This window comes from Pseudomonas sp. AB39(2026) (assembly GCF_059831485.1).
Genome location: NZ_CP195212.1, coordinates 2612939 through 2634897, shown reverse-complemented (window position 1 = coordinate 2634897; position 21959 = coordinate 2612939). Strand labels below are relative to the sequence as shown.

The 21959-nt window shown below is 60.9% G+C and carries 24 protein-coding genes; 17 read left to right on the top strand and 7 right to left on the bottom strand.

Going from position 1 to position 21959, the window contains the following annotated elements:
• Positions 1–26: 26 nt before the first annotated feature.
• Positions 27–683, bottom strand: a complete 657-nt coding sequence (locus ACSAMW_RS11995) for a DedA family protein (protein ID WP_500590529.1) — start codon at positions 681–683, stop codon at positions 27–29.
• A gap of 177 nt (positions 684–860) precedes the next feature.
• The gene (exaC, locus tag ACSAMW_RS11990) at positions 861–2381 is read right to left on the bottom strand and encodes an acetaldehyde dehydrogenase ExaC (RefSeq protein ID WP_168085132.1); all 1521 of its coding nucleotides are present in this window, start codon (positions 2379–2381) and stop codon (positions 861–863) included.
• Between the two features lie 196 nt (positions 2382–2577).
• Here exaC and mpl point away from each other — a divergent pair, with 196 nt between their 5' ends.
• The 3 genes from mpl to ACSAMW_RS11975 are packed head-to-tail and all read left to right on the top strand — an operon-like array spanning position 2578 to position 4830.
• On the top strand, positions 2578–3927 hold the full coding sequence (gene mpl, locus ACSAMW_RS11985; RefSeq protein WP_500590528.1) for a UDP-N-acetylmuramate:L-alanyl-gamma-D-glutamyl-meso-diaminopimelate ligase: 1350 nt from the start codon (positions 2578–2580) through the stop codon (positions 3925–3927).
• Positions 3924–4553: a flavin prenyltransferase UbiX gene (gene ubiX, locus ACSAMW_RS11980; protein WP_500590527.1), complete on the top strand. Its 630-nt coding sequence runs from the start codon at positions 3924–3926 to the stop codon at positions 4551–4553. Before mpl ends, ubiX begins: the two co-directional genes overlap by 4 nt.
• Positions 4546–4830 (top strand): YceK/YidQ family lipoprotein, encoded by a 285-nt coding sequence (locus ACSAMW_RS11975; protein ID WP_500590526.1) that lies wholly within the window; start codon positions 4546–4548, stop codon positions 4828–4830. The genes ubiX and ACSAMW_RS11975 overlap by 8 nt, the downstream gene beginning before the upstream one ends.
• A gap of 12 nt (positions 4831–4842) precedes the next feature.
• On the opposite strand, the gene ACSAMW_RS11970 is transcribed toward ACSAMW_RS11975, so the two are convergent.
• The 3 genes from ACSAMW_RS11970 to ACSAMW_RS11960 form a co-directional block, all read right to left on the bottom strand.
• Entirely contained in the window at positions 4843–5484 is a 642-nt protein-coding gene (locus ACSAMW_RS11970; protein ID WP_500590525.1) for a Rossmann-fold NAD(P)-binding domain-containing protein, read from the bottom strand.
• Positions 5485–5499: 15 nt separating this feature from the next.
• Positions 5500–7224, bottom strand: a complete 1725-nt coding sequence (locus tag ACSAMW_RS11965; protein ID WP_500590524.1) for a C13 family peptidase — start codon at positions 7222–7224, stop codon at positions 5500–5502.
• An 83-nt stretch (positions 7225–7307) separates the two neighbouring features.
• On the bottom strand, positions 7308–7763 hold the full coding sequence (locus ACSAMW_RS11960; protein WP_500590523.1) for a MaoC family dehydratase: 456 nt from the start codon (positions 7761–7763) through the stop codon (positions 7308–7310).
• A gap of 77 nt (positions 7764–7840) precedes the next feature.
• Between ACSAMW_RS11960 and ACSAMW_RS11955 the strand changes: the two genes are divergently transcribed.
• The 3 genes from ACSAMW_RS11955 to ACSAMW_RS11945 are packed head-to-tail and all read left to right on the top strand — an operon-like array spanning position 7841 to position 9520.
• Positions 7841–8212, top strand: coding sequence for a CidA/LrgA family protein (locus tag ACSAMW_RS11955; protein ID WP_500590522.1), 372 nt, complete (start codon positions 7841–7843; stop codon positions 8210–8212).
• On the top strand, positions 8205–8918 hold the full coding sequence (locus ACSAMW_RS11950) for an LrgB family protein (protein WP_500590521.1): 714 nt from the start codon (positions 8205–8207) through the stop codon (positions 8916–8918). Before ACSAMW_RS11955 ends, ACSAMW_RS11950 begins: the two co-directional genes overlap by 8 nt.
• 11 nt (positions 8919–8929) lie before the next feature.
• Entirely contained in the window at positions 8930–9520 is a 591-nt protein-coding gene (locus ACSAMW_RS11945) for an LON peptidase substrate-binding domain-containing protein (protein ID WP_500590520.1), read from the top strand.
• A gap of 28 nt (positions 9521–9548) precedes the next feature.
• Here the strand turns inward: ACSAMW_RS11945 and ACSAMW_RS11940 are convergent, their stop codons facing one another.
• Positions 9549–10865 carry a bifunctional DedA family/phosphatase PAP2 family protein gene (locus ACSAMW_RS11940; protein WP_500590519.1) on the bottom strand — a complete coding sequence of 439 codons (1317 nt, stop codon included), beginning with the start codon at positions 10863–10865 and terminating at the stop codon, positions 9549–9551.
• 2 nt (positions 10866–10867) lie between these two features.
• Complete coding sequence (locus ACSAMW_RS11935) at positions 10868–11545, bottom strand: DNA-3-methyladenine glycosylase (protein ID WP_500590518.1); 678 nt, start codon at positions 11543–11545, stop codon at positions 10868–10870.
• 161 nt (positions 11546–11706) lie between these two features.
• Here ACSAMW_RS11935 and ACSAMW_RS11930 point away from each other — a divergent pair, with 161 nt between their 5' ends.
• From ACSAMW_RS11930 to lipB, 11 genes are all read left to right on the top strand, one after another.
• The gene (locus tag ACSAMW_RS11930; protein ID WP_500590517.1) at positions 11707–12981 is read left to right on the top strand and encodes a glutamate-5-semialdehyde dehydrogenase; all 1275 of its coding nucleotides are present in this window, start codon (positions 11707–11709) and stop codon (positions 12979–12981) included.
• Positions 12978–13649 (top strand): nicotinate-nucleotide adenylyltransferase, encoded by a 672-nt coding sequence (nadD, locus tag ACSAMW_RS11925; protein ID WP_500590516.1) that lies wholly within the window; start codon positions 12978–12980, stop codon positions 13647–13649. The genes ACSAMW_RS11930 and nadD overlap by 4 nt, the downstream gene beginning before the upstream one ends.
• A 54-nt stretch (positions 13650–13703) precedes the next feature.
• Positions 13704–14093 (top strand): ribosome silencing factor, encoded by a 390-nt coding sequence (rsfS, locus tag ACSAMW_RS11920; RefSeq protein WP_500590515.1) that lies wholly within the window; start codon positions 13704–13706, stop codon positions 14091–14093.
• Positions 14094–14101: 8 nt separating this feature from the next.
• Positions 14102–14569 (top strand): 23S rRNA (pseudouridine(1915)-N(3))-methyltransferase RlmH, encoded by a 468-nt coding sequence (rlmH, locus tag ACSAMW_RS11915; protein ID WP_500590514.1) that lies wholly within the window; start codon positions 14102–14104, stop codon positions 14567–14569.
• An 18-nt stretch (positions 14570–14587) separates the two neighbouring features.
• Complete coding sequence (mrdA, locus tag ACSAMW_RS11910) at positions 14588–16483, top strand: penicillin-binding protein 2 (RefSeq protein ID WP_500590513.1); 1896 nt, start codon at positions 14588–14590, stop codon at positions 16481–16483.
• Between the two features lie 31 nt (positions 16484–16514).
• Positions 16515–17618 (top strand): rod shape-determining protein RodA, encoded by a 1104-nt coding sequence (gene rodA / locus ACSAMW_RS11905; RefSeq protein WP_500594028.1) that lies wholly within the window; start codon positions 16515–16517, stop codon positions 17616–17618.
• A 17-nt stretch (positions 17619–17635) separates the two neighbouring features.
• Positions 17636–18646, top strand: coding sequence for a lytic murein transglycosylase B (gene mltB / locus ACSAMW_RS11900; protein ID WP_500590512.1), 1011 nt, complete (start codon positions 17636–17638; stop codon positions 18644–18646).
• Complete coding sequence (locus ACSAMW_RS11895) at positions 18646–19665, top strand: septal ring lytic transglycosylase RlpA family protein (protein ID WP_500590511.1); 1020 nt, start codon at positions 18646–18648, stop codon at positions 19663–19665. Before mltB ends, ACSAMW_RS11895 begins: the two co-directional genes overlap by 1 nt.
• Before the next feature lie 125 nt (positions 19666–19790).
• Positions 19791–20951: a D-alanyl-D-alanine carboxypeptidase family protein gene (locus ACSAMW_RS11890; protein WP_168085113.1), complete on the top strand. Its 1161-nt coding sequence runs from the start codon at positions 19791–19793 to the stop codon at positions 20949–20951.
• A gap of 81 nt (positions 20952–21032) precedes the next feature.
• Positions 21033–21308, top strand: coding sequence for a DUF493 domain-containing protein (locus ACSAMW_RS11885; protein WP_168085112.1), 276 nt, complete (start codon positions 21033–21035; stop codon positions 21306–21308).
• Positions 21308–21958 (top strand): lipoyl(octanoyl) transferase LipB, encoded by a 651-nt coding sequence (lipB, locus tag ACSAMW_RS11880; RefSeq protein WP_500590510.1) that lies wholly within the window; start codon positions 21308–21310, stop codon positions 21956–21958. The genes ACSAMW_RS11885 and lipB overlap by 1 nt, the downstream gene beginning before the upstream one ends.
• The last annotated feature ends 1 nt before the right edge of the window (position 21959 follow it).

Genomic DNA, 21959 nt, shown 5'->3' with positions numbered 1-21959 from the left:
CAAGCCTGCTCGGTTGCACCCTGCCTTCAGCGGCGAGCCGCTTTGGTGTCGTTAGTGGCCATGCGTGCCTTTACCAGCCCGATAATCATAGGCAGGAAGGACAGCAGCACAATGACAAGCACCAGCAGCGTGAGGTTCTTCTTGATAAACGGCACATTGCCGAAGAAATAGCCCAAGGTGACCAGCCCGCCCACCCACGCCACGCTGCCCACCACACTGAAGCCCAGGAAGCGGGCATAAGGCATACGCGCTACACCCGCCACGAAGGGCGCAAAGGTACGGATGATGGGCAGGAAGCGCGCCAGGGTGACGGTTTTGCCACCATGGTGTGCGTAGAACGCTTGGGTGCGCAGCAGGTAGTCGCGGCGGAAAATCTTCGAGTGGGGGTTGGCGAACAGCCTTTCGCCCAGTGTGCGGCCTACGGTGTAGTTGGTCGTGTCACCTAAAATGGCTGCCGCCATGAGCAGCCCTGCCAGCAACACAGGGTCCATACCGCCACCGGCGGCTACCGCGCCTGCGATGAACAGCAATGAATCGCCCGGCAGAAAGGGCATCACCACCAGGCCGGTTTCACAGAAGATCACGGCGAACAGAATGACGTAGATCAAGCTTCCGTACTGGGTGACCAACTGGTTCAGGTACACGTCCAGGTGAAGAATGAGGTCCAGCGGGTTGAAGTCCATATACGGCTGCCTGTATCCATGCCCGGTCGGGCAAAGGGCGCCATTATACGGGTGAATTCACTAGGAAGTTGAACCTTGGTAACAAGGGCAGGCAAGGGGAGTGCGCATCGTGCCGGAGCCAGGTTGCTGGCGCCGCCTGAGCAGGCGCCAGCTTCGGTCACGCGAACAGACGCTGAGTCAGAAGAAGCCCAGCGGGTTGATGTCGTAGCTCACCAACAGGTTTTTGGTCTGCTGGTAGTGGTCAAGCATCATTTTGTGGGTTTCACGGCCTACCCCAGATTTCTTGTAGCCGCCAAACGCGGCATGGGCAGGGTACAAGTGGTAGCAGTTGGTCCATACCCGGCCGGCCTTGATGCCTCGGCCCATACGGTACGCACGGTTGATGTCACGCGTCCACACACCGGCACCCAGGCCGAATTCCGTGTCGTTGGCAATGGCCAGGGCCTCGGCTTCATCTTTGAACGTGGTCACGCTCACCACAGGGCCGAAGATTTCCTCCTGGAATACCCGCATGCGGTTATTGCCCTTGAGCAGGGTTGGCTGGATGTAGTAACCGGTAGCCAAGTCGCCTTCCAGCTTCTCGACCTTGCCGCCGCTGAGCAGCTCGGCCCCTTCGTTCTTGGCGATGTCCAGGTAGCCCAGAATCTTGTCGAACTGCTGCTGGGACGCCTGGGCGCCGATCATGGTGTCGGTGTCTAGCGGGTCGCCACGCTTGATCTGTTCCACCTTTTTCATCACTTCCTGCATGAAGGCACCATAGATGGACTCCTGCACCAGCACGCGGGAAGGGCAGGTGCACACTTCACCTTGGTTGAAGAACGCCAGCACTACGCCTTCAGCCGCCTTTTCGATGAAAGAAGGCTCGGCCTGCATGATGTCTTCGAAGAAGATGTTGGGGGACTTGCCGCCCAGCTCCACAGTACTGGGAATGATGTTCTCAGCCGCACATTTCATGATGTGCGAGCCCACAGGGGTTGAGCCGGTGAAGGCGATCTTGGCGATACGCTTGCTGGTGGCCAGCGCTTCACCCGCTTCTTTCCCATAGCCCTGCACCACGTTAAGCACGCCAGGCGGCAGCAGGTCGCCAATCAGTTCCATCAGTACCGAAATGCCCAGGGGTGTCTGCTCGGCAGGTTTAAGCACGATGCAGTTGCCCGCTGCCAAGGCCGGGGCCAGCTTCCAGGCGGCCATCAGGATCGGGAAGTTCCAGGGGATGATCTGCCCCACAACGCCCAGGGGTTCATGGATGTGGTACGCCACAGTGTTACCGTCGATTTCCGCAGCGCTGCCTTCCTGGGCGCGCAGGGCACCGGCGAAATAACGGAAATGATCGGCCGCCAGCGGGATGTCCGCGTTGAGGGTTTCCCGAACGGCTTTGCCGTTATCCCAGGTTTCGGTGATGGCCAGCAGTTCCAGGTTCTGCTCGATTCGGTCGGCGATTTTCAGCAGCACCAGTGAGCGTGCCTGCACAGAGGTGCTGCCCCAGGCCTCGGCAGCGGCATGAGCGGCATCCAATGCCTTTTCGATGTCTTCGGCGCTGGAGCGGGGAAATTCAGCAATAGGCTGGCCATTTACCGGCGAAGTGTTGGTGAAATACTGGCCTTTAACAGGCGCGACGAACTGGCCGCCAATGTAATTGCCGTAGCGTTCCTTGAAGGAAACGGTAGCGCCTTCGGTGCCGGGATGTGGGTATTGCATGGCGGTGTCCTCTTATTGTTTGGCTGTGCACGCCTGAGCGATCGTACAAGCGTAGAGCAAACCCTAAGGCACTGCTTCGCCGCAATACCCTCTATGAAAAAATGCACCGCTATGGCCTGGCATGTGTAACCACACCCGGCGGGTGAAATTCTCCGTGGGCTGGGCTACCCTGCGGCGATGTTTTCCGAGGTTGAACATGCATATCCACATTCTTGGCATCTGCGGTACTTTCATGGGCTCGCTGGCGGTTCTCGCCAAAGAGGCCGGGCACCGAGTGACGGGCTCCGACGCGAACGTGTATCCCCCCATGAGCACGCAGCTTCAGGCCCAGGGCATCGAGCTGACCCAAGGCTATGATCCCGCGCAACTGGAGCCTGCCCCCGATTTGGTGGTGATCGGCAACGCCCTGTCCCGTGGCAACCCGGCCGTGGAGCATGTGCTCAACAAGGGCCTGCCCTACGTCTCCGGCCCCCAGTGGTTGGCAGACCACGTATTGCAAGGGCGCTGGGTGATGGCAGTGGCCGGCACCCATGGCAAGACCACCACCAGCAGCATGCTGGCCTGGGTGCTGGAGCACGCCGGCATGGCGCCTGGTTTTCTGATCGGGGGCATTCCACAGAACTTCGACGTGTCGGCGCGTTTGGGTGATACGCCATTTTTCGTGGTGGAAGCTGATGAGTACGACAGTGCCTTCTTCGACAAACGCTCGAAGTTCGTTCATTACCGCCCTCGCACGGCCATCCTTAACAACCTGGAATTCGACCACGCTGATATTTTCCCGGACCTGGCCGCTATCGAGCGCCAGTTCCATCACTTGGTGCGGACCATTCCCGGTGAAGGCCTGATTGTTCACCCCGCGCGTGAAACGGCCTTGGCGCGGGTTGTCGAGATGGGCTGCTGGACCCCGGTGCAGACCACAGGGGAGGGCGGCCAGTGGCATGCCCGGCTGCTGAGCGAAGACGGCTCCCGCTTTGAAGTGCTGTTCAATGGCCAGGTGGAGGGGGTGGTTGAATGGCCCCTCACCGGGCGCCACAACGTGGACAACGCCTTGGCCTGCCTGGCGGCGGCGCGCCACGTGGGCGTAGTACCCGCACTGGGCATCGAGGGCTTGTGCCGGTTCCGCAATGTGAAGCGGCGCATGGAGGTTGTGGCGCAGGTCAACGGCATTACGGTGTACGACGATTTTGCCCACCATCCTACGGCCATCGCCACCACCCTGGACGGCTTGCGCAAGCGCGTGGGCGCCGCACAGGTGATTGCTATCGTTGAGCCCCGCTCCAATTCCATGAAACTGGGTGCACACCGAGAAGGCCTACCGGCCAGCGTAGCCCAGGCCGACCAAGTGATCTGGTATGCGCCGCCCAACCTGGGTTGGGACTTGGCCGGGACGGCTGCCCACTGCACGGTAGCTAGCACCGTGGCGGAAAGCCTTGAGGCGATCATCGCCCAGGTCAAAGCCCTGGCTGCACCAGGTACCCATGTGGTGATTATGAGCAATGGCGGCTTTGGCGGCCTTCACGGTAAATTGGCTGAGGCATTGAAATGAATGGTCCGCAACGTATCACCCTCGCGATGACGGGCGCGTCCGGTGCCCAGTATGGCTTGCGCCTGCTGGACTGCCTGGTGCGTGAAGACCGTGAAGTGCATTTTCTGATTTCCAAGGCGGCCCAGTTGGTGCTGGCCACTGAAACAGACGTGACGTTGCCGGCCAAGCCCCAGGCCATGCAAACCTTCCTTACAGAATACACCGGGGCCAGTGCAGGCCAGATCAAGGTGTATGGAAAGGAAGACTGGATGGCCCCCGTAGCCTCCGGTTCCGGCGCACCAGGCGCCATGGTGGTAGTGCCCTGTTCCACGGGCACCCTGTCGGCCATTGCCACGGGCGCATGCAACAACCTGATCGAGCGTGCAGCAGATGTGACCCTCAAGGAACGCCGCACGTTGATTCTGGTTCCCCGGGAGGCGCCGTACTCCACGCTGCACCTGGAGAACATGCTCAAGCTGTCGCAGCATGGTGCGATCATCGTGCCCGCTTCTCCCGGGTTCTACCATCAGCCCCAAACCATCGACGACCTGGTGGATTTTGTAGTGGCGCGTATCTTGAACCTGCTGGATGTGCCTCAGGACATGTTGCCGCGCTGGGGTGAGTACCACGTAGGTAACGATGAGTAAGGCCTGGCTGCTGCTGGTGCTAGCCCTCACCACGGGCTGTGCCAGTGTCCGCACCTTGGACGCCGCCAAGGCGGGTGCCCCTCTGGTGTACGCCGGCACACGGTTGGACCTGTACGCAATCCATGGAGGGTGCTGCGCCATGGACCGGTTTGGCGCACAACCGCCCGCCTGGCCACGAGCGGATCTTCCCGCCAGCGCCTTGCTCGACACGGTATTGCTGCCCTTTTCGCTGTTGTCGGCGATAGGGGTGGGGTACCAGGCCCAGGGCGGGCTGTAAGCGCTGGCAGGCCTACCGGCCCAGTTTTCTCAAATCGTCGGACTCTACCACCCGAACGCCGTCGCTTTCTTCCAGCGCCAGGCGCCACAGGGCCCTGGCCAATTGGCAGGCTTCTATGCCGTGGTACTTGCCAGGAATGAGGCGGGACAATGGGCCAGCGATCTGTTCGGCCAGGCGCGGCTCGCTACGGTTACCAATCAGCAGGGAAGGCCGCGCCAATGTCAATTGTGGCCACTGCTGTTGGCGAAGCGTCATTTCCAGCTCGCCTTTGACCTGGTTATAGAACGTTGAGGCCTCTGGGTCAGCCCCTACCGCACTGATAACCAACAGGTGACGTGCGCCTAACTCTCTGGCGCGTTGCGCGAAGGCGACGGCCAGGTCATGGTCAACGGCACGGAAGGCCGCTTGAGAGCCGGCCTGCTTGATGGTTGTGCCCAGGCAGCAGAATGCGGTGTCCACGGGCCCTTCCAGGCTCGGCAAAAGCTCAGCCAGTTCGCCAGTAGGGTTGTCCAGCCGACTGTGTTCGGCCAGCGGGCGGCGCGTTGGAGCCACTACCCGCTTCACCGTTGGCTCGTTCAGCAGCCGGTCCAGCACGTGCTCACCGGTAAGCCCGGTTGCGCCCGCAAGCAGGATGTTCTGTGGGGTCAGGTACATAGTGGCTCCTGGGGTTTAATGGCGGGCGGGCAATTTTGGTGGGCTGTTGCTACTGCTATCGTGCAGCGCTGCACTGGCCTGCTGCTGTCGAAGCCGATGCCAATGGGCAAGTACGCCCTTGGGGGCCCACATCTGAGGTTCGGACGCCTCGAAGTTTTCAGCCTGCTCACGCTGGGCAACGATGCTGCTGGCTTGCTGGAAAGCAACCTGCAAATCGTCCGTGGCAGTGAGCGCCTGAGCGAACAGCGCGTCGCCAAAGTAGGTAAAGTCGGCCTCTTCCGAGCAGCCGAAGGACACCCTGTCAGGCCGCGAGGCGGTGATCACAAGCGTCTTGTCATTCTTCAAGGGTTCGATGAAACCGCCGGAATAGCACGCTGAAATCACCACAACCTTGTCTCTGTCCTTGAGCGGTGCCAGCAAGGCGGCGAGGTCCTGTCCAGAAACATTGCTCAACTGAAGGCGCGGCTGCTCCAGTACCAGTTCATGCTCGGAAGTGCCGTGGCTGGTCAGGTAAATAAACACCAAGTCCTCTGGGCCACTGCGCTGGGCAATGGCCTGTACCGAGCGGGCAAGGGTTTCCCGTGTCGCCATCACCCTGTCGGTCAGGTGATCGCGGTGGTTGACCAAGGTCACGCCACCTACCGCCCCAAACCGGGTGGCCAGCAGGTCATGAACGTAATCGGCCTCGCGCATGAACACGCTTTGCTCCCCATCGCCACCCAGCGTCAAGCTGTAGAGTTCAATGGCGGGGCTTGAGTTCGGCAGGCGATTGAGCGCGCGATCCAGCAGGGCACCTTGAATCAGCAGGCCTTGCTCCAGAGGGTCAGGCAAGGCTCGGTCATGCTCGTCGCGTACGCGGCGGCCTTCTGCCCAATACCCCGCCTGCGGAGCTTGGCCAGGTACTACCAGAAGGCCTTTGCCTTGGTAGGCATCGTTGGCAAAACCGCCGGTGTAGAGGCTGCCATCGGCCGACGCCAGTTGGCCTTCCCCTTGGAAGTGCCAATCCACAAAGTCGCCTTGATAGTGGCTGCCATCGTTAGCGAACAGGTCGCCCGGGCCATTGGGCGCGCCCTCCTTGAACTGGCCGATCCACACGTCGCCTGCCTGGGTCTCATATCGGCCATGGCCTTCCAGGCGCCCATGGTGGAAGTCACCGATGTATTGGTCGCCATCGCCGTTGCTGAACGTGCCGTGCCCTTCAAGCTGGCCGTCCACGAAATGGCCACTGAACTGGTTGCCATCCGCATCGGTACGCACACCTTCGCCATTGGGCTGGCCGCGCTCGAAATCGCCTTGGTAAACGCTGCCATCATCCATGTCCAGATGGCCAGCCCCGGCGTACTGATCGTTCTGGAACCCGCCTCGATAGTTGCGCCCTGGCGCCTTGAGCGTACCTTCGCCCTCACGTTTGCCGCGCTTGAAACTGCCGGTGTAGGTGGTGGTGGCTGTAGTCAGCGTGCCTTGCCCTTCAAACAGGCCCTGGCTGAAGTCGCCGCGGTATACCTCGCCATTGGGGCCATGCCATTCGCCGCTGCCGTTCCACTGGCCATCCTTGAACGTGCCGGCGTACCAGCTGCCATTGGGGTAATCCACACGCCCCTGGCCCTGCAGCAACCCATCTACAATGGTGCCCCGGTACTGGCCACCATCAGGCAGGCGGGCATCGGCAGGCAGCAGGGGTTTACCTTCGCCGCATGCGGCAAGGAGCAGGCACATAGCCAGTGGAGCAAATACGCGCATGACAGGGTCCGGGCAATCAAGGCGCCGAGTATGCCGCACAAGCTGTGGTTGTATACAGCCCTTGGCGCGGTTACCGGCGCGGCTCAGACGAAACACAGCAAAAGAGGCTCTGCCACACAGGCAGGTTTGGCCTGGCCTTCGATCTCAAGAGTAGCCTGAACCTTTAGTAACCACTGGCCTGGGCGTTTTTCATCCACGCCCAGCAGGGTCACTCGCAGCCGCACCTGGGCATTCACAGGCACAGGCTGTAGGAAGCGTACCGCGTCTAGGCCGTAATTGACGGTCGTTTGCAGGCCCTCGGGTAGCACCAGCAAGCCGTCGAGCAGGCCTGGAATCAGTGACAAGGTCAGCAGGCCATGGGCAATGGTGGTACCGAAAGGGCCACTGGCAGCACGCACGGGGTCTACGTGGATGTATTGATGATCGCCTGTGGCATCCGCAAACCGATCAATGCGGGCCTGATCGATCAGCAGCCAGTCGGAGCAGCCCAGCTCCTGGCCGATAAAGTCTTTCAAGTGATGGGCGGGTACCTGGCGCATGGGCAGATCCTGAATACGGTGCAGTGAGACCATGCCTATAATGCCGCCCACTTCAAGCCGCCACGAGGAGGAAGGCTATGTTGTTGCGAGGGCTGACCTGGCTGATTCTGTTCCAACTGTTCGGCACGGCCATTCATCAATTGTTCCTGCCCATGCTGCCAGGGCCCATCATAGGGCTGCTTTGCCTGCTGGGCTGGTTGATGTACCGGGGTGATGTGCCCCAGCCTATCGAGCTGGCGGCCTCCAGCCTGCTGCGCTACCTGCCCTTGTTGCTGGTGCCGCCTGCTGTTGGGGTCATGGTCTATGCCTCGGTGATTGCTCAGCACTTCTGGGCAATCGTGGGCGCACTGGGCATCTCGGTGATGGTTTCGCTTGGCCTGACAGGGTGGCTGATGAACCGCTTGATCAACCTTAAGGTCGGGCAGCCCGAAGGTGGTCGCGATGCTTGACTGGCAGGGTGCAGTGGCCTCGGTTACCCACCACCCCCTCTTTGGCATTGGTGTGAGCCTGGGCGCGTATCAAGCCGCCATGGCCCTTTACGAGCGCACGCGCCTGGTGTTTCTCCAGCCGGTGCTGCTATCGATGCTGCTGGTGGTGGGCGTGCTGTTGGCGTGTGGCATCAGTTATGCCGAATATCGGCACGGCACGGAGATCCTCGCCACCCTGCTTGGGCCAGCAACGGTGGCCTTGGCGGTTCCTCTGTTTCTGAACCTGCGGCGTATACGGCAACTGTTCTGGCCTACGGTACTTACACTGATTATCGGCGGGCTGGCGGCCACTGCGTCTGGCGTATGGCTGGGCTGGTGCTTTGGTGCAGATCACGAAACACTCATGACCATGGCACCCAAGTCCGTCACCTCACCCATTGCCATGCTGGTGGCTGGCCAGCTGGGCGGTGTACCAGCATTGGCCGCCGTGTTCGTGTTGACCACCGGCGTCATCGGCGGCATTTTCGGCCCAGGCATTCTGCGGCTACTCAAGGTGCAGGCACCGGAAGCGCGCGGTATGGCATTAGGGCTGACCTCCCATGCCGTGGGTACGTCCGTTGCTCTGCAAGAGGGTGAAACCTGCGGCGGGTTTGCTGCGTTAGGCATGAGCCTGATGGGACTGGCCACTGCGGTCTTCCTGCCCTTGGCCGTCAGCCTGTTTGTATAGAGGAAAGCCAGATGACGTTACCGTTGTTTCCGCTCAATACCGTACTGTTTCCCGGTTGCAAACTGGACTTGCAACTCTTCGAGGCCCGTTACCTGGACATGATCGGGCGTTGCATGAAGCAGGGCGAAGGCTTTGGCATCGTGTGCATTCTGGAGGGCAGTGAAGTGGGTGAAGCCGCCACTGCTCACGCTGCGCTGGGCTGCGAAGCGCGGGTGTTGGATTTCCAGCAGCAAGACAATGGCTTGCTAGGTATCCGGATTGAAGGTGGCCGGCGCTTCCAGGTTGAGCGCGTAGAGGTTCAGCGCGACCAACTGATCGTCGCCGACGTCCACTGGCTGGAGGAGGCCCCTGAGGAGCCTGTGCAGAATGAGGACGAGGACCTTCTGGTACTGCTGGCGGCGCTCACCGACCACCCTATGGTCGCTGGGCTGGACATGGACGGCCCGCCGCAGGGGCGCCAAGCCCTCGCCAATCGGCTGGCCTACCTGCTGCCGTTCGACGACCGCGACAAGCTCAGATTGCTAGGCATCGCTGAGCCTGGCGCCCGCCTGGCAGCACTCCAGGCATTGCTGGAGCGCATGCAAGGCGAACTACAAGCCTGAGCGATAACGTTGCCCCGCAGCGGGCGGCTCAGTAGGCGTAGCGTGTAAGGGCGTCTGCCCAATCGTGCCAGGTGAACCAGCCAAAGAGTAGCAGGCAGGGTACAAGGATCAGTAACCAGGTGCGCCAGCTTAGCGGTTCAAGGCGATGTACCCGCAAGGTGATCGCCAGGCCGGCAGCGCACACGAACACGGCCAGCAAAGCGCCTGCCAGCACATCCGTAGGCCAATGGGCGCCCAGGTAGACCCGTGACAGGGCAATGGACAGGGCAGGGATACAGGCCAGCCCTACCCAGGTTAGCCGCATGCGGGGTGGCTGCCCCCGGCTTGCAAGAATCGCCAGCACCAGGAAGAACGCAAAGGACGCTGAGCTGTGCCCACTGGGCATGCTGTAGGTGCTAAGGGGGTGGCTGAGCACCTCCGGGCGTGTGCGGGCGAACAGCCATTTCAAGGTGCCATTGCCCAGTGCGGTACATACCAGCACGCCACCTGCGAACAATGCATGGCGCCAGTGGCGCGCGATCAGCAGCAAGGTGGTCAGTAAAGCGCCTGCGAAGAGCTGTGTGCGGAAGTCCCCAAGGCGCGTCACACCCACAATGAACCGGTCCAGTACTTCGCTACGGTGCTCTTGTACGAGAGTTACCAGGCCCTCATCGAAATGGGCAAGGTAGGGCCAGCCCAGAAACACGCCCAGCATCAGCACAAAGCTGGCCGCGCTGGTAATCACTGTGGCACTGGGTTGCCGGCGAAGGCTGCTGTTAACAGCAAGGCCGATCAACGCTATAAGCCCCACTGCGACAACTGCAGCCTGTGGCCAGAAGCCCGGAGGCAACGGCAGGCGCACTGCCGCGCCAGCCATCCAGCCAGGCAGCAGGTAAGCGATGGACCAACCGGCTGCGGCCAGCAGGCTCACCGGTACAAAGCGAGGCAGCGGCATTTTCAGCATGCCGGCTACCATCGGCAGCATGGGGCGCAGGGGGCCAATGAAGCGGCCCACCAACAGGCTGGCCACCCCATAACGTGTAATGAAGTTTTCAGCGGTGGTGAGCCACTGCGGATGGCTGCGCAGGCCTGGCAGGTGCGGGATTCTGTCCTTGAGGCCACGGCCAATGGCATAGGACAGGCCATCGCCCAGCAGCCCGCCCGCATAACCCAGTAGTAACGTGTCTCCCAGGCTCAGGGCGCCCCCGCCTGCCAGGGCCGAGACCGCGAACAGGGCCACGGTGCCAGGCACAATCAGCCCGGCCACAGCCAGGCACTCGATACAGGCCACCACGAAAATGGTCACGCCCAGCCATTCCGGGTTGGCACTCAGCCATTGGTTTATAGTGCCCAGCCAGGCATGCATGCTCAGAGTCCTTGGGTCAGTAGCTGATAGTCACGCCCTTCCACCTGCCCGCGACGCAGTGGGTTACGTGTGCAGAAACGCGTGTATTGAGCATCGACAAAACGGTACGGCAAGTGTTCATCACGGCCTTGAGGAATACCCAGGCGGGTGGCCTGTATAACCTGTGGTACCAGAGCGCCTACGTCGTCCACGAACAGGTTGGCCGGGTCGAAACGGCGGGCGTCCCAGTCCGGCACTTTCAGGTTCAATGCCCGGCAGAGCAGGGTTTGCCCGGCACACAAGCGTTCGGGTGGGCGTGGCTGGCCGCTGGCGTCAGGGTTGTTGAGGGTCATTTGCGCAAGGGCGTTGGCATCGCTCAGCTCATCTACCCAAGGGAAGGCGGACTTGACCAGCACCGCGTTGCCAGGCCCTTTCGCACTGAAGTTCATCGAATCCCCGCCACGGGCGTAGTACATGTAGATATGCCCACCGTCGAGAAACAGCGCCTTGCGCTTTTCGGTATATCCCAGTGAGGCATGGCTGCCTTTCTCGTCCAGGTAATAGGCTTCGGTTTCGATGATTCTCGCCGCCAGCCAATAGGCACCCTGGCGATGGCGGATGACCTTGCCGAGCAGTTCGCGGGCCACCAGAAGGGCATCCCGGTCAAAAAAGGCGTCGGGCAGGGGATTGAATACGGGCATGTCACCAACCGTTGAAAGAGTGGGGTGGATAATAGCAAGCCATTGGGAACGGTTTCACGGGGCGATCGTACTTGTTTGTAACCATCTGCCCGGCACCGCTGTTAGTCGCTACCGGTCACAGTTATAATCAGCGGCTTTCCTATTTTCCAAGCCGTGGAACCATGACTGAGCCTGTCCTCGACTACATGCACCGCCTCGGGCACGCAGCCCGCGCTGCGGCCCGGGTTATTGCACGCGCCAGCACGGGCCGCAAGAACCAAGCGTTGCTGGCCACCGCCGATGCCTTGGACCACGCCCGCCACGCCTTGGCCGAGGCCAACCAGCTGGACCTGGACACTGCTCGCGCCAACGGCCTGGAAGCTGCTCTGCTGGATCGCCTTGCCCTTACGCCTGCGCGTATCGATGGCATGATCGCAGGCCTGCGCCAGGTGGCAGCCTTGCCCGACCCGGTGGGTGCCATTCGTGACATGAGCTATCGCCCCTCAGGTATCCAGGTGGGCAAGATGCGCGTACCACTGGGTGTGGTCGGCATCATCTACGAGTCACGCCCTAATGTGACCATCGATGCCGCCAGCCTGTGCCTGAAGTCCGGCAATGCGACAATCTTGCGTGGGGGCTCCGAAGCCATTCACTCCAATCGGGCTGTTGCCGCCTGCATCAGCCAGGGCCTTGAGGCTGCCGGCCTGCCCGCTGCGGTGGTGCAAGTGGTCGAAACCACAGACCGTGCAGCCGTAGGCGCACTGATCACCATGCCCGAGTTCGTGGACGTCATCGTTCCTCGCGGCGGCCGTGGGCTGATCGAGCGCATCAGTCGTGACGCACGTGTGCCGGTCATCAAGCACCTGGACGGCATTTGCCATGTGTATGTGTCTGCCCATGCAGACCTGCCGAAGGCCCAGCGCATTGCCTTCAACGCCAAAACCTACCGCTACGGCATCTGTGGCGCGATGGAAACCCTGTTGGTCGATGCCGCTGTGGCCGCTGCGTTTGTTCCCGGCATGGCGGCGCAATTGCGTGAGCACGGTGTGGAACTGCGGGGCTGCGAACGTACGCGTGAGCTTACCGAGGCACTGCCGGCGACCGAACAGGACTGGCACACCGAATACCTGGCACCTGTCTTGTCGATTCGCGTGGTCAGTGGGCTGGATGAAGCCATCGAGCATATCAACCACTATGGCTCGCATCACACAGATTCAATCGTGACTGACCATCAGGGCGAAGCCCGGCGTTTCATGGCCGAGGTGGATTCAGCTTCGGTCATGGTCAATGCCCCTACCTGTTTTGCCGACGGGTTCGAGTACGGGCTAGGCGCGGAGATCGGTATTTCCACCGATAAGTTGCATGCCCGAGGCCCCGTGGGCCTGGAAGGTTTGACCTGCGAAAAGTATGTCGTCGTCGGTGATGGCCAGTTGCGTGGCGAGTCGAACGGCCATTGAATGAGCCTGCACCGGCGTCAGCCCACGCCCGGCGAATTGGTCTGCTAGGGGGCACATTCGACCCTGTGCATATCGGTCACCTGCGCAGCGCGCTGGAAGTGGCCGACATGCTGGCGCTGGATGAACTCAGGCTGGTGCCCAATGCGCGGCCGCCTCACCGTGGGGAACCCCAGGTAAGCCCGAAACAGCGGCTGGCCATGGTTCAGCAGGCCGTGCAAGATATTGCCCCCTTGTGCGTGGATGGCAGGGAGCTGCTGAGGGAGCGGCCCTCCTATACCATCGAAACCCTTGAGGCGGTGCGTGATGAGCTGGCAACGGATGACCAGCTGTTTCTTTTGCTGGGCTGGGATGCTTTTTGCGGCCTGCCAGGCTGGCATCGCTGGAATGAGCTGCTGGCGCACTGCCACATCATTGTGTTGCAGCGGCCGGACGCCGATAGCGAACCCCCGGATGCACTACGTAATTTGCTGGCCGCCCGTGCGGTCGGCTCGCCGACAGGCCTCCATGGGCCCTCCGGCAGCATTGCTTTCGTCTGGCAGACGCCCTTGGCGGTGTCCGCTACCCAGATCCGCCAGCTGCTGGCCAGCGGTAAGTCGGTTCGTTATCTGGTGCCGGACGCAGTATTGGCCTACATCGAGGCGCACGGGCTGTACCGTGCGCCCAACTGACCGGGCAACGACGGGATACCCCGCGCCCCGAATACACGAGTTGAAGAGTTTTATATGAAGAAGCACACAATGAAGAGCGAAGAACTGGTCCAGTTGGCCACCGCTGCGCTGGAAGACATCAAGGCCCAGGACATCCTCAGCATCGATGTGAAGGAAAAGACCAGTATTGCCGACTACATGCTGATCGCCACCGGTACGTCTGGCCGCCATGTGAACTCCATGGTCGAGCATGTGCGTGAAAAGGTGAAGGAAAAGGGTGTTCAGCCCTTGGGCGAGGAAGGCAAGGGCGACAGCGACTGGGTGCTGCTGGACCTGGGCGACGTGATCGTGCATGTGATGACCGCTGCCGCGCGTCAGTTCTACGACCTGGAGCGTCTGTGGCATGGGGCCGAGCAAAGCCGCGCCCAGCACGCGCCCGATCAGCACGGCGCCGACCAGGAATAACCGCCCCCGTGCGTTTACGTCTGATTGCCGTGGGTTCGCGCATGCCGAAATGGGTAGAAGAGGGCTGGCATGAGTATGCCCGCCGGCTACCCGCCGAGCTGCCCTTGGAACTGGTCGAGATCCCGCTCAATACGCGTGGCAAGAATGCCGACGTTGCCCGGTTCATGCGCCAGGAAGGTGAAGCCATGCTGGCCAAGGTGCAACCTGGCGAGCGTATTGTGACGCTGGAGGTGCACGGCAAGCCTTGGAGCACCGAGCAACTGGCGGGTGAACTCGACCGTTGGCGCCTGGATGCCCGCACCGTGAACTTCATGGTGGGGGGCCCGGAAGGGCTGGCCCCGGAAGTATGCGCGCGTGCTGACCAGCGGTGGTCACTGTCGGCACTTACGCTACCTCACCCGCTGGTGCGTATCCTGATCGGCGAGCAGGTCTACCGGGCTTGGACGGTACTGTCCGGCCATCCCTATCACAAATAAGCCCTAAAGCCTTTTCAGATGTCGCAGCCGATCCGCCTCAAGGACCACGAAAAAGACGCCCGCCTTGTGCGTGGGCGCGTGGTGGTGGGCGCTGTGGTAGTTGTGGCATTGATCGCTGTGCTGGTGGCGCGGCTGTATTTCCTCCAGGTCATCCAGTACGAGTACCACTCCACGTTGTCCGAGAACAACAGGGTGCACGTCCAGCCCATTCCACCGAGCCGTGGGCTCATCTACGACCGCAATGGCGTGATCATTGCCAACAACCGGCCTAGTTTCAACCTGAGCGTCACCCGTGAACGGGCAGGGGACTGGGAGGGCACACTGGACCTGATCGTCGAGATGCTGGAACTCACACCAGAGGACCGGGCGCTTTTCGAAAAGCGTATGCGCCAGGGCCGTAGGCCTTTCGAGCCTGTGCCCGTGATGCAGGAGCTGACCGAAGAGCAGATTGCCCGTATCGCCGTAAACCAGTTCCGATTACCTGGCGTTGAAGTCGTGGCTCAGCTCACTCGGCACTATCCAGAGGGTGCACACTTCGCACACTCTGTGGGCTATATGGGGCGAATCAACGAAAAAGAACTCAAAACCCTCGACCCCGTTAATTACAGCGGTACTCACCAAATCGGCAAGACAGGCATCGAACGGTTCTACGAGCCCGAGCTGCATGGCCAGGTGGGCTATGAGGAGGTCGAAACCAACGCCCGGGGGCGTGTGCTGCGGGTACTCAAGCGGACCGATCCGATTCCGGGCAAGGACATCGTGCTCTCCCTGGATATCCAGCTGCAGCAGGCTGCCGAAGCCGCGTTGGGCGGGCGGCGCGGCGCCATCGTAGCGCTGGACCCGGCCACAGGCGAAGTGCTCGCCATGGTCAGTCAGCCCAGTTTCGATCCCAACCTGTTCGTGACCGGCATTCCGTTCAAGACCTATGCCGAACTGCGTGATTCCATCGATCGGCCGCTGTTCAACCGCGTATTGCGCGGGCTTTACCCGCCAGGCTCCACTATCAAGCCGGCTGTTGCCATCGCAGGGCTGGACAGTGGTGTGGTTACGCCCTCCACAAGGGTGTTCGATCCGGGCTATTACACGCTGCCCAACTACGACCACAAGTACCGTAACTGGAACCGCAGTGGTGATGGCTTCGTTGACCTGGACACCGCCATCATGCGTTCCAACGACACCTATTTCTATGACCTGGCGCACAAGCTGGGAATCGACCGCCTAGGTGAATACCTGGGGCGTTTCGGTATCGGCAAAAAGGTTTCCCTGGACATGTTTGAAGAGTCGCCTGGGTTGATGCCCTCCCGTGAATGGAAACGGGTTACCCGCCGCCAGGTGTGGTACCCCGGTGAAACCTTGATCCTGGGGATCGGCCAGGGCTACATGCAGGTTACCCCGCTGCAGCTGGCACAAGCCACCGCGCTGATCGCCAACAAAGGCCGCTGGAATCGCCCTCGCCTGGCGCGTGCAATCGAAAACCAGCCGCCGAAGGACCTCTCGCCAATGCCGGATATCGTGCTGCGCGACCCGGCAGATTGGGCGCGTGTCACCCATGGTATGGAACAGGTGATGCAGAACGCCAGAGGTACAGCGCGCAAGGCTGCACTGGGCGCCCAGTACCGCATTGCGGGTAAAAGTGGTACCGCCCAAGTGGTCGCCATCAGGCAGGGTGAGCGCTATGACCGCAACAAGCTGCAAGAGCGCCATCGTGACCACGCCTTGTTCGTGGGCTTTGCCCCGGCAGAACGGCCAAAAATCGTGGTAGCGGTGATGGTCGAGAATGGCGAGGCAGGCTCGGGTGTGGCTGCACCCGTGGTTCGGCAGGTGATGGATGCTTGGCTGCTGGGCCCTGATGGCCAGCTGAAGCCCCAGTTCGCCAGCGGTTCGACCCCGGAGGTCACGGCCCGTGAAGAATAATTTCGACCGTATTCTGTCCAGCGAAGATGTGATGCGCCGTCGCGCCACGTTTCTACAACGTATACATGTTGATGGGCCGCTGCTGGTCCTGCTGCTGACCTTGGCCACGGGCAGCTTGTTCGTGCTGTATTCGGCCAGTGGAAAAAGCTGGGACCTGCTGATCAAGCAGGCTACTTCGTTCGGGATCGGCCTGGTCTCCATGTTCGTCATTGCTCAGCTGGAACCCAGGTTCATGGCCCGCTGGGTGCCCCTGGCCTACGTGGTGGGCGTGATATTGCTGGTGGTGGTGGATGTGATGGGCCACAACGCCATGGGGGCGACTCGGTGGATCAACATCCCTGGGGTGATTCGCTTCCAGCCCTCGGAGTTCATGAAAATCATCATGCCGGCGACCATTGCCTGGTATCTGTCCAAGCGTACGCTGCCGCCTCATCTCAAGCATGTGGCAATCAGCTTGGCACTGATTGGTGTGCCCTTCGTGCTGATCGTGCGGCAGCCAGACCTGGGCACGTCCTTGCTTATCCTGGCATCTGGGGCCTTCGTGATGTTCATGGCAGGCCTGCGCTGGCGCTGGATCATCAGCGTGGTGGCTGCAGCGGTGCCGGTAGCGGTCGCCATGTGGTTCTTCATCATGCATGACTACCAGAAGCAGCGAATCCTTACCTTCCTGGATCCAGAAAGTGACCCCTTGGGCACAGGCTGGAACATCATCCAGTCCAAGGCAGCCATCGGTTCGGGCGGGGTATTTGGCAAGGGGTGGCTGCTGGGCACCCAGTCCCACCTGGATTTTTTGCCCGAAAGCCATACGGACTTTATCATTGCGGTCCTTGGCGAGGAGTTTGGCCTGGTAGGTATCTGTGCCCTGTTGCTGATCTACCTGCTGTTGATCGGCCGTGGGCTGGTAATTACGGCTCAGGCACAAACCCTGTATGGGAAACTGCTCGCGGGCAGCCTCACCATGACTTTTTTCGTGTATGTATTCGTAAACATCGGCATGGTCAGCGGCCTTCTACCTGTAGTTGGCGTGCCCTTGCCCTTCATTAGTTACGGCGGAACTTCGCTTGTGACACTACTGTCAGCGTTTGGGGTTTTGATGTCGGTCCATACCCATCGCAAGTGGATCGCTCAGGTTTGAATAAGGTGAAGATGTCAATGCAAGCAATGCGCGGCTGGGTCGCTCGATACGCTCCTTGGGTCGGCCTGGCAGGCATCCTTGGCACGCCAGCTACATCGGTCGCCGGCGACTACGAAGGGTCGCCCCAGGTGGCCGAATTCGTAGGTGAAATGACCCGCGACTATGGTTTCGCCGGCGAGCAGTTGATGGGTGTGTTCCGTGAAGTGGAGCGCAAGCAGGCCATTCTGGACGCCATCTCCCGGCCGGCCGAGCGGGTGAAACCCTGGAAAGACTACCGCCCCATCTTCATTACCGATGCACGTATCGCTCGTGGTGTAGACTTCTGGCGCCAACATGAGGCTGCTCTGGCCCGTGCAGAGCAGGAATACGGCGTGCCTGCCCAGGTGATCGTGGCCATTATTGGCGTGGAAACCTTCTTCGGCCGCAATACCGGCAATTATCGAGTGATCGACGCCTTGTCCACCTTGGGCTTCGACTATCCTCCCCGTGCAGACTTTTTCCGCAAGGAATTGCGCGAATTCCTGCTGCTGGCGCGGGATGAGCAGGTCGACCCCATGACCCTCAAGGGCTCCTATGCCGGTGCCATGGGGCTGCCGCAGTTCATGCCTAGCAGCTTCCGCGCCTACGCGGTGGACTTCGACGGTGACGGCCATATCAATATCTGGAGCGACCCTACCGATGCCATCGGCAGTGTAGCCAGCTACTTCAGCCGCCATGGCTGGGTGTCTGGCGAGCCCGTGGTCAGCCGTGCCGACGTACGAGGCGAGCGCGCGGACGAAGGGCTCAGCCCCGGCCTGGACCCGACGAAAACCGTAGGGGAGTTGCGAGCGCTGGGGTGGTCGAGTCATGATGCGCTGCGCGATGACTTGCCGGTCGTTGCCTTCAAGCTGGACGGGGCGGCTGGCCCTGAGTACTGGATGGGCCTGAAGAACTTCTACGTGATCACGCGCTACAACCGCAGCGCGATGTACGCTATGGCCGTTCACCAACTGTCGCAAATGCTGGTTCAAGCACGGGGCAACAAGTAATGCGGGCTTTGCCGTTTCGCACACCACTGAAACTGGCGCTCTATGGCGCGCTGGCCTTGCTGGTTGTCAGTTGCTCCAGCAGCCGGGCCCCGCAGGGTACGTCTACCGGCACCAGCACCTACACCGTGCGCGCCAAGCCCGGCCTGGATATAAACCGTGCCCACAAAGACGGTGCGCCCTGGTGGGATGTGGACATCTCGCGTATTCCCGACGCGGTGCCTACGCTGCATACAGGCCCTTACAAAGCCAACCCTTACACGGTACTGGGCAAAACCTATTTCCCGATCCCTAGTGCCAGCAGCTACAACGTAGTGGGTACGGCTTCCTGGTACGGCACCAAGTTTCATGGCCAGAACACAGCTAACGGTGAGGTGTACGACCTGTATGGCATGAGTGCAGCCCACAAGACGCTGCCCCTGCCCAGCTATGTGCGTGTTACCAACCTGGATAACAACCGTTCGGTGATCCTGCGTGTGAACGACCGCGGGCCGTTCTATTCTGACCGTGTGATCGACCTGTCCTACGCCGCTGCGAAGAAGTTGGGGTATGCCGAAAACGGCACCGCTCGGGTTCGGGTGGAAGGCATCGACCCGCAGCAATGGTGGGCCCAGCGCGGGCGGCCAGCACCGATGGTGCTAGAGCCTGTGCAGGCTGCGCAGGCACAGGCGGCGTTGCTGCCGTCCACAGGAACGGTGGAACAGTACACCCCGCCGCCTGAGCAGCACGCCGTGGCAACGGCACCCGTTGTCATGGACCCAAAAAAAAACGTTTCTGCGCAGGCAACTGGCCTTTATCTCCAGGTGGGAGCCTTCGCCAACCCGGACGCTGCCGAGCTGCTCCGTTCGAAGCTCAGTACCATGGTCAAGGCTCCGGCCTTTACCAGCCCTACGGTTCGCAACCAGCAAACGCTCTATCGCGTGAGGCTGGGGCCGATCGGAACCCAGGATGAAGCACAGCAAGTGCAGAACAGTGTGCGCCTGGCCAGGCTTGGCTCGCCCAGCATGGTCACGGCAGACTAACCTGCACCTGCAACGCTTCATGCTCCCTGCGAGCGTGCGCCAAGGACGGCAACCCACGTAAGCCCTGACAAGGCTTTTAAAGATTTGCCCTCAGGGCCTGTGCCATCAGTAATCTCGAGAGACGGATGAACATCACCAACTTTGCCAAACGCCTGTGCCTGCTAGTTCCCTTGCTGCTTTCGCCCACCGCCTGGGCCGTCGACCAAATGGTTCCGGCCGCCCCTCAGTTGGCGGCGCGTGCCTACGTGCTGATGGAGGCGTCCAGTGGCAATGTGCTGATCGACAGCGCTGGCGATGAACGCCTGCCCCCGGCCAGCCTGACCAAGCTGATGTCTGCCTACATCGCGACCCTGGAAATCCGCCGTGGTCAGATCGGCGAGAACGACCTGGTCACGGTCAGCGAAAATGCCTGGCGTACTGGCGGCTCCCGGATGTTCATCAAGGTGGGTTCCCAAGTCACGGTCAGTGACCTGCTGCACGGCATCATCATCCAGTCCGGTAACGATGCTACCGTTGCCCTGGCAGAGCACATTGCTGGCAGCGAAGACGCCTTCGCCGACATGATGAACGCGACCGCCAAGAAGCTGGGCATGGAAAACAGCCACTTCATGAACCCCACTGGCCTGCCTAACCCGGACCACTACGCTTCGGCCCACGACATGGCGATCCTGGCACGGGCCATCATTCATGAAGACCCGGCACACTACGCGATCTACTCCCAGAAAGAGTTTTTCTGGAACAACATCAAGCAGCCCAACCGTAACCTGCTGCTATGGCGTGACAAGACCGTTGACGGTCTGAAAACCGGCCACACCCAGGAGGCAGGCTATTGCATGGTGGCATCGGCGGTCCGTGACGGCACCCGCCTGATCGCTGTCGTATTCGGTACCAGCAGCGAGCAGGCCCGTGCGGCGGAAACTCAGAAGCTGCTGACCTACGGCTTCCGCTTCTTCGAAACCCAGACCTTCTACAAGGCCGGCGCCGAGCTGAACAAGGCACCCGTCTGGAAAGGCACTACCAACGAAGTGAAGGCTGGTCTGGCTGAAGACCTCACCATGACCCTGCCACGTGGCCAGCTCAAAAACCTGCAGGCCAGCATGACCATGAACCCACAACTGACCGCGCCTATTGAAAAAGGCCAGGTGGTGGGCAAGGTTGAAGTGAAAAACGGTGACAAGGTTGTGGAAACCAAAGACCTCATTGCGTTGGACGCGGTTGAGGAGGGTGGTATCTTCCGCCGGTTGTGGGATAGCATTCGCCTATTCTTCTACGGCTTGTTCAACTAACGAACCGTCGGTTACCCCTCCCCAGCCTGCGGCTGCGGGAGGGGTAGCTTTTTTCCACGGCTTGATGAGGCCGTCACTGCCATGACAGACACCGATGTAAAGTCTCATATCATTGAGTTCCCTTGCCCCGACTATCCCATCAAGGTGATTGGCGATACGGTGGTAGGGTTCAAGGACGCGGTCATCGAAATTCTCGCCAAATACGCCAAGGTGGACATCAATACCCTGGCGGAGCGGCAAAGCAGCAATGGCAAATACACCACCATCCAGTTGCACATCATTGCAACCGGGCAAGAGCAGCTACGCGATATCAATAGCGCCCTGCGTGCCACCGGCTTCGTGCACATGGTGTTGTGATGCAGGGTTGCCTGGGCTTTCGCGAGCTAGGCCTGACACCTTACGAACCGGTATGGCAGGCCATGCGTCGTGTTACCGACCTAGCCCGCGAGCGCCAGGTTTGTGATGAAATATGGCTGGTCCAACACCCTCCCGTGTTCACGCAGGGCCAGGCAGGCAAGCCAGAGCACCTGCTGCTGCCGGGGGACATTCCGGTGGTGCAGGTGGACCGCGGTGGCCAGGTGACTTATCACGGGCCCGGCCAACTGGTAGCCTACCTGCTGCTGGACCTGCGCGAGCGCGGGTTCGGCGTGCGAGAACTGGTAACCCGTATCGAAAACACGCTGGTGGCTGTGCTCGCCAGCTATGGGGTCAGCGGTTCGGCAAAGCCCGATGCACCGGGTGTATATGTACAAGGGGCCAAGATCGCCTCGCTGGGCTTGCGTATTCGCAATGGCCGCTCGTTCCATGGGCTGGCCCTGAATGTGGACATGGACCTGCGTCCGTTCCAGAGAATCAACCCGTGCGGCTACGCCGGCCTTGCGATGACGCAACTGGCCGACCATGCCCCCGGTGTCCAAATGTGTGAGGTGAGTGCAAGGCTGCAGGCGCAGCTCGTCGAACACCTCGATTATGCTGAGCAGACGACCCTCACGGGCGGAATCGACTGAT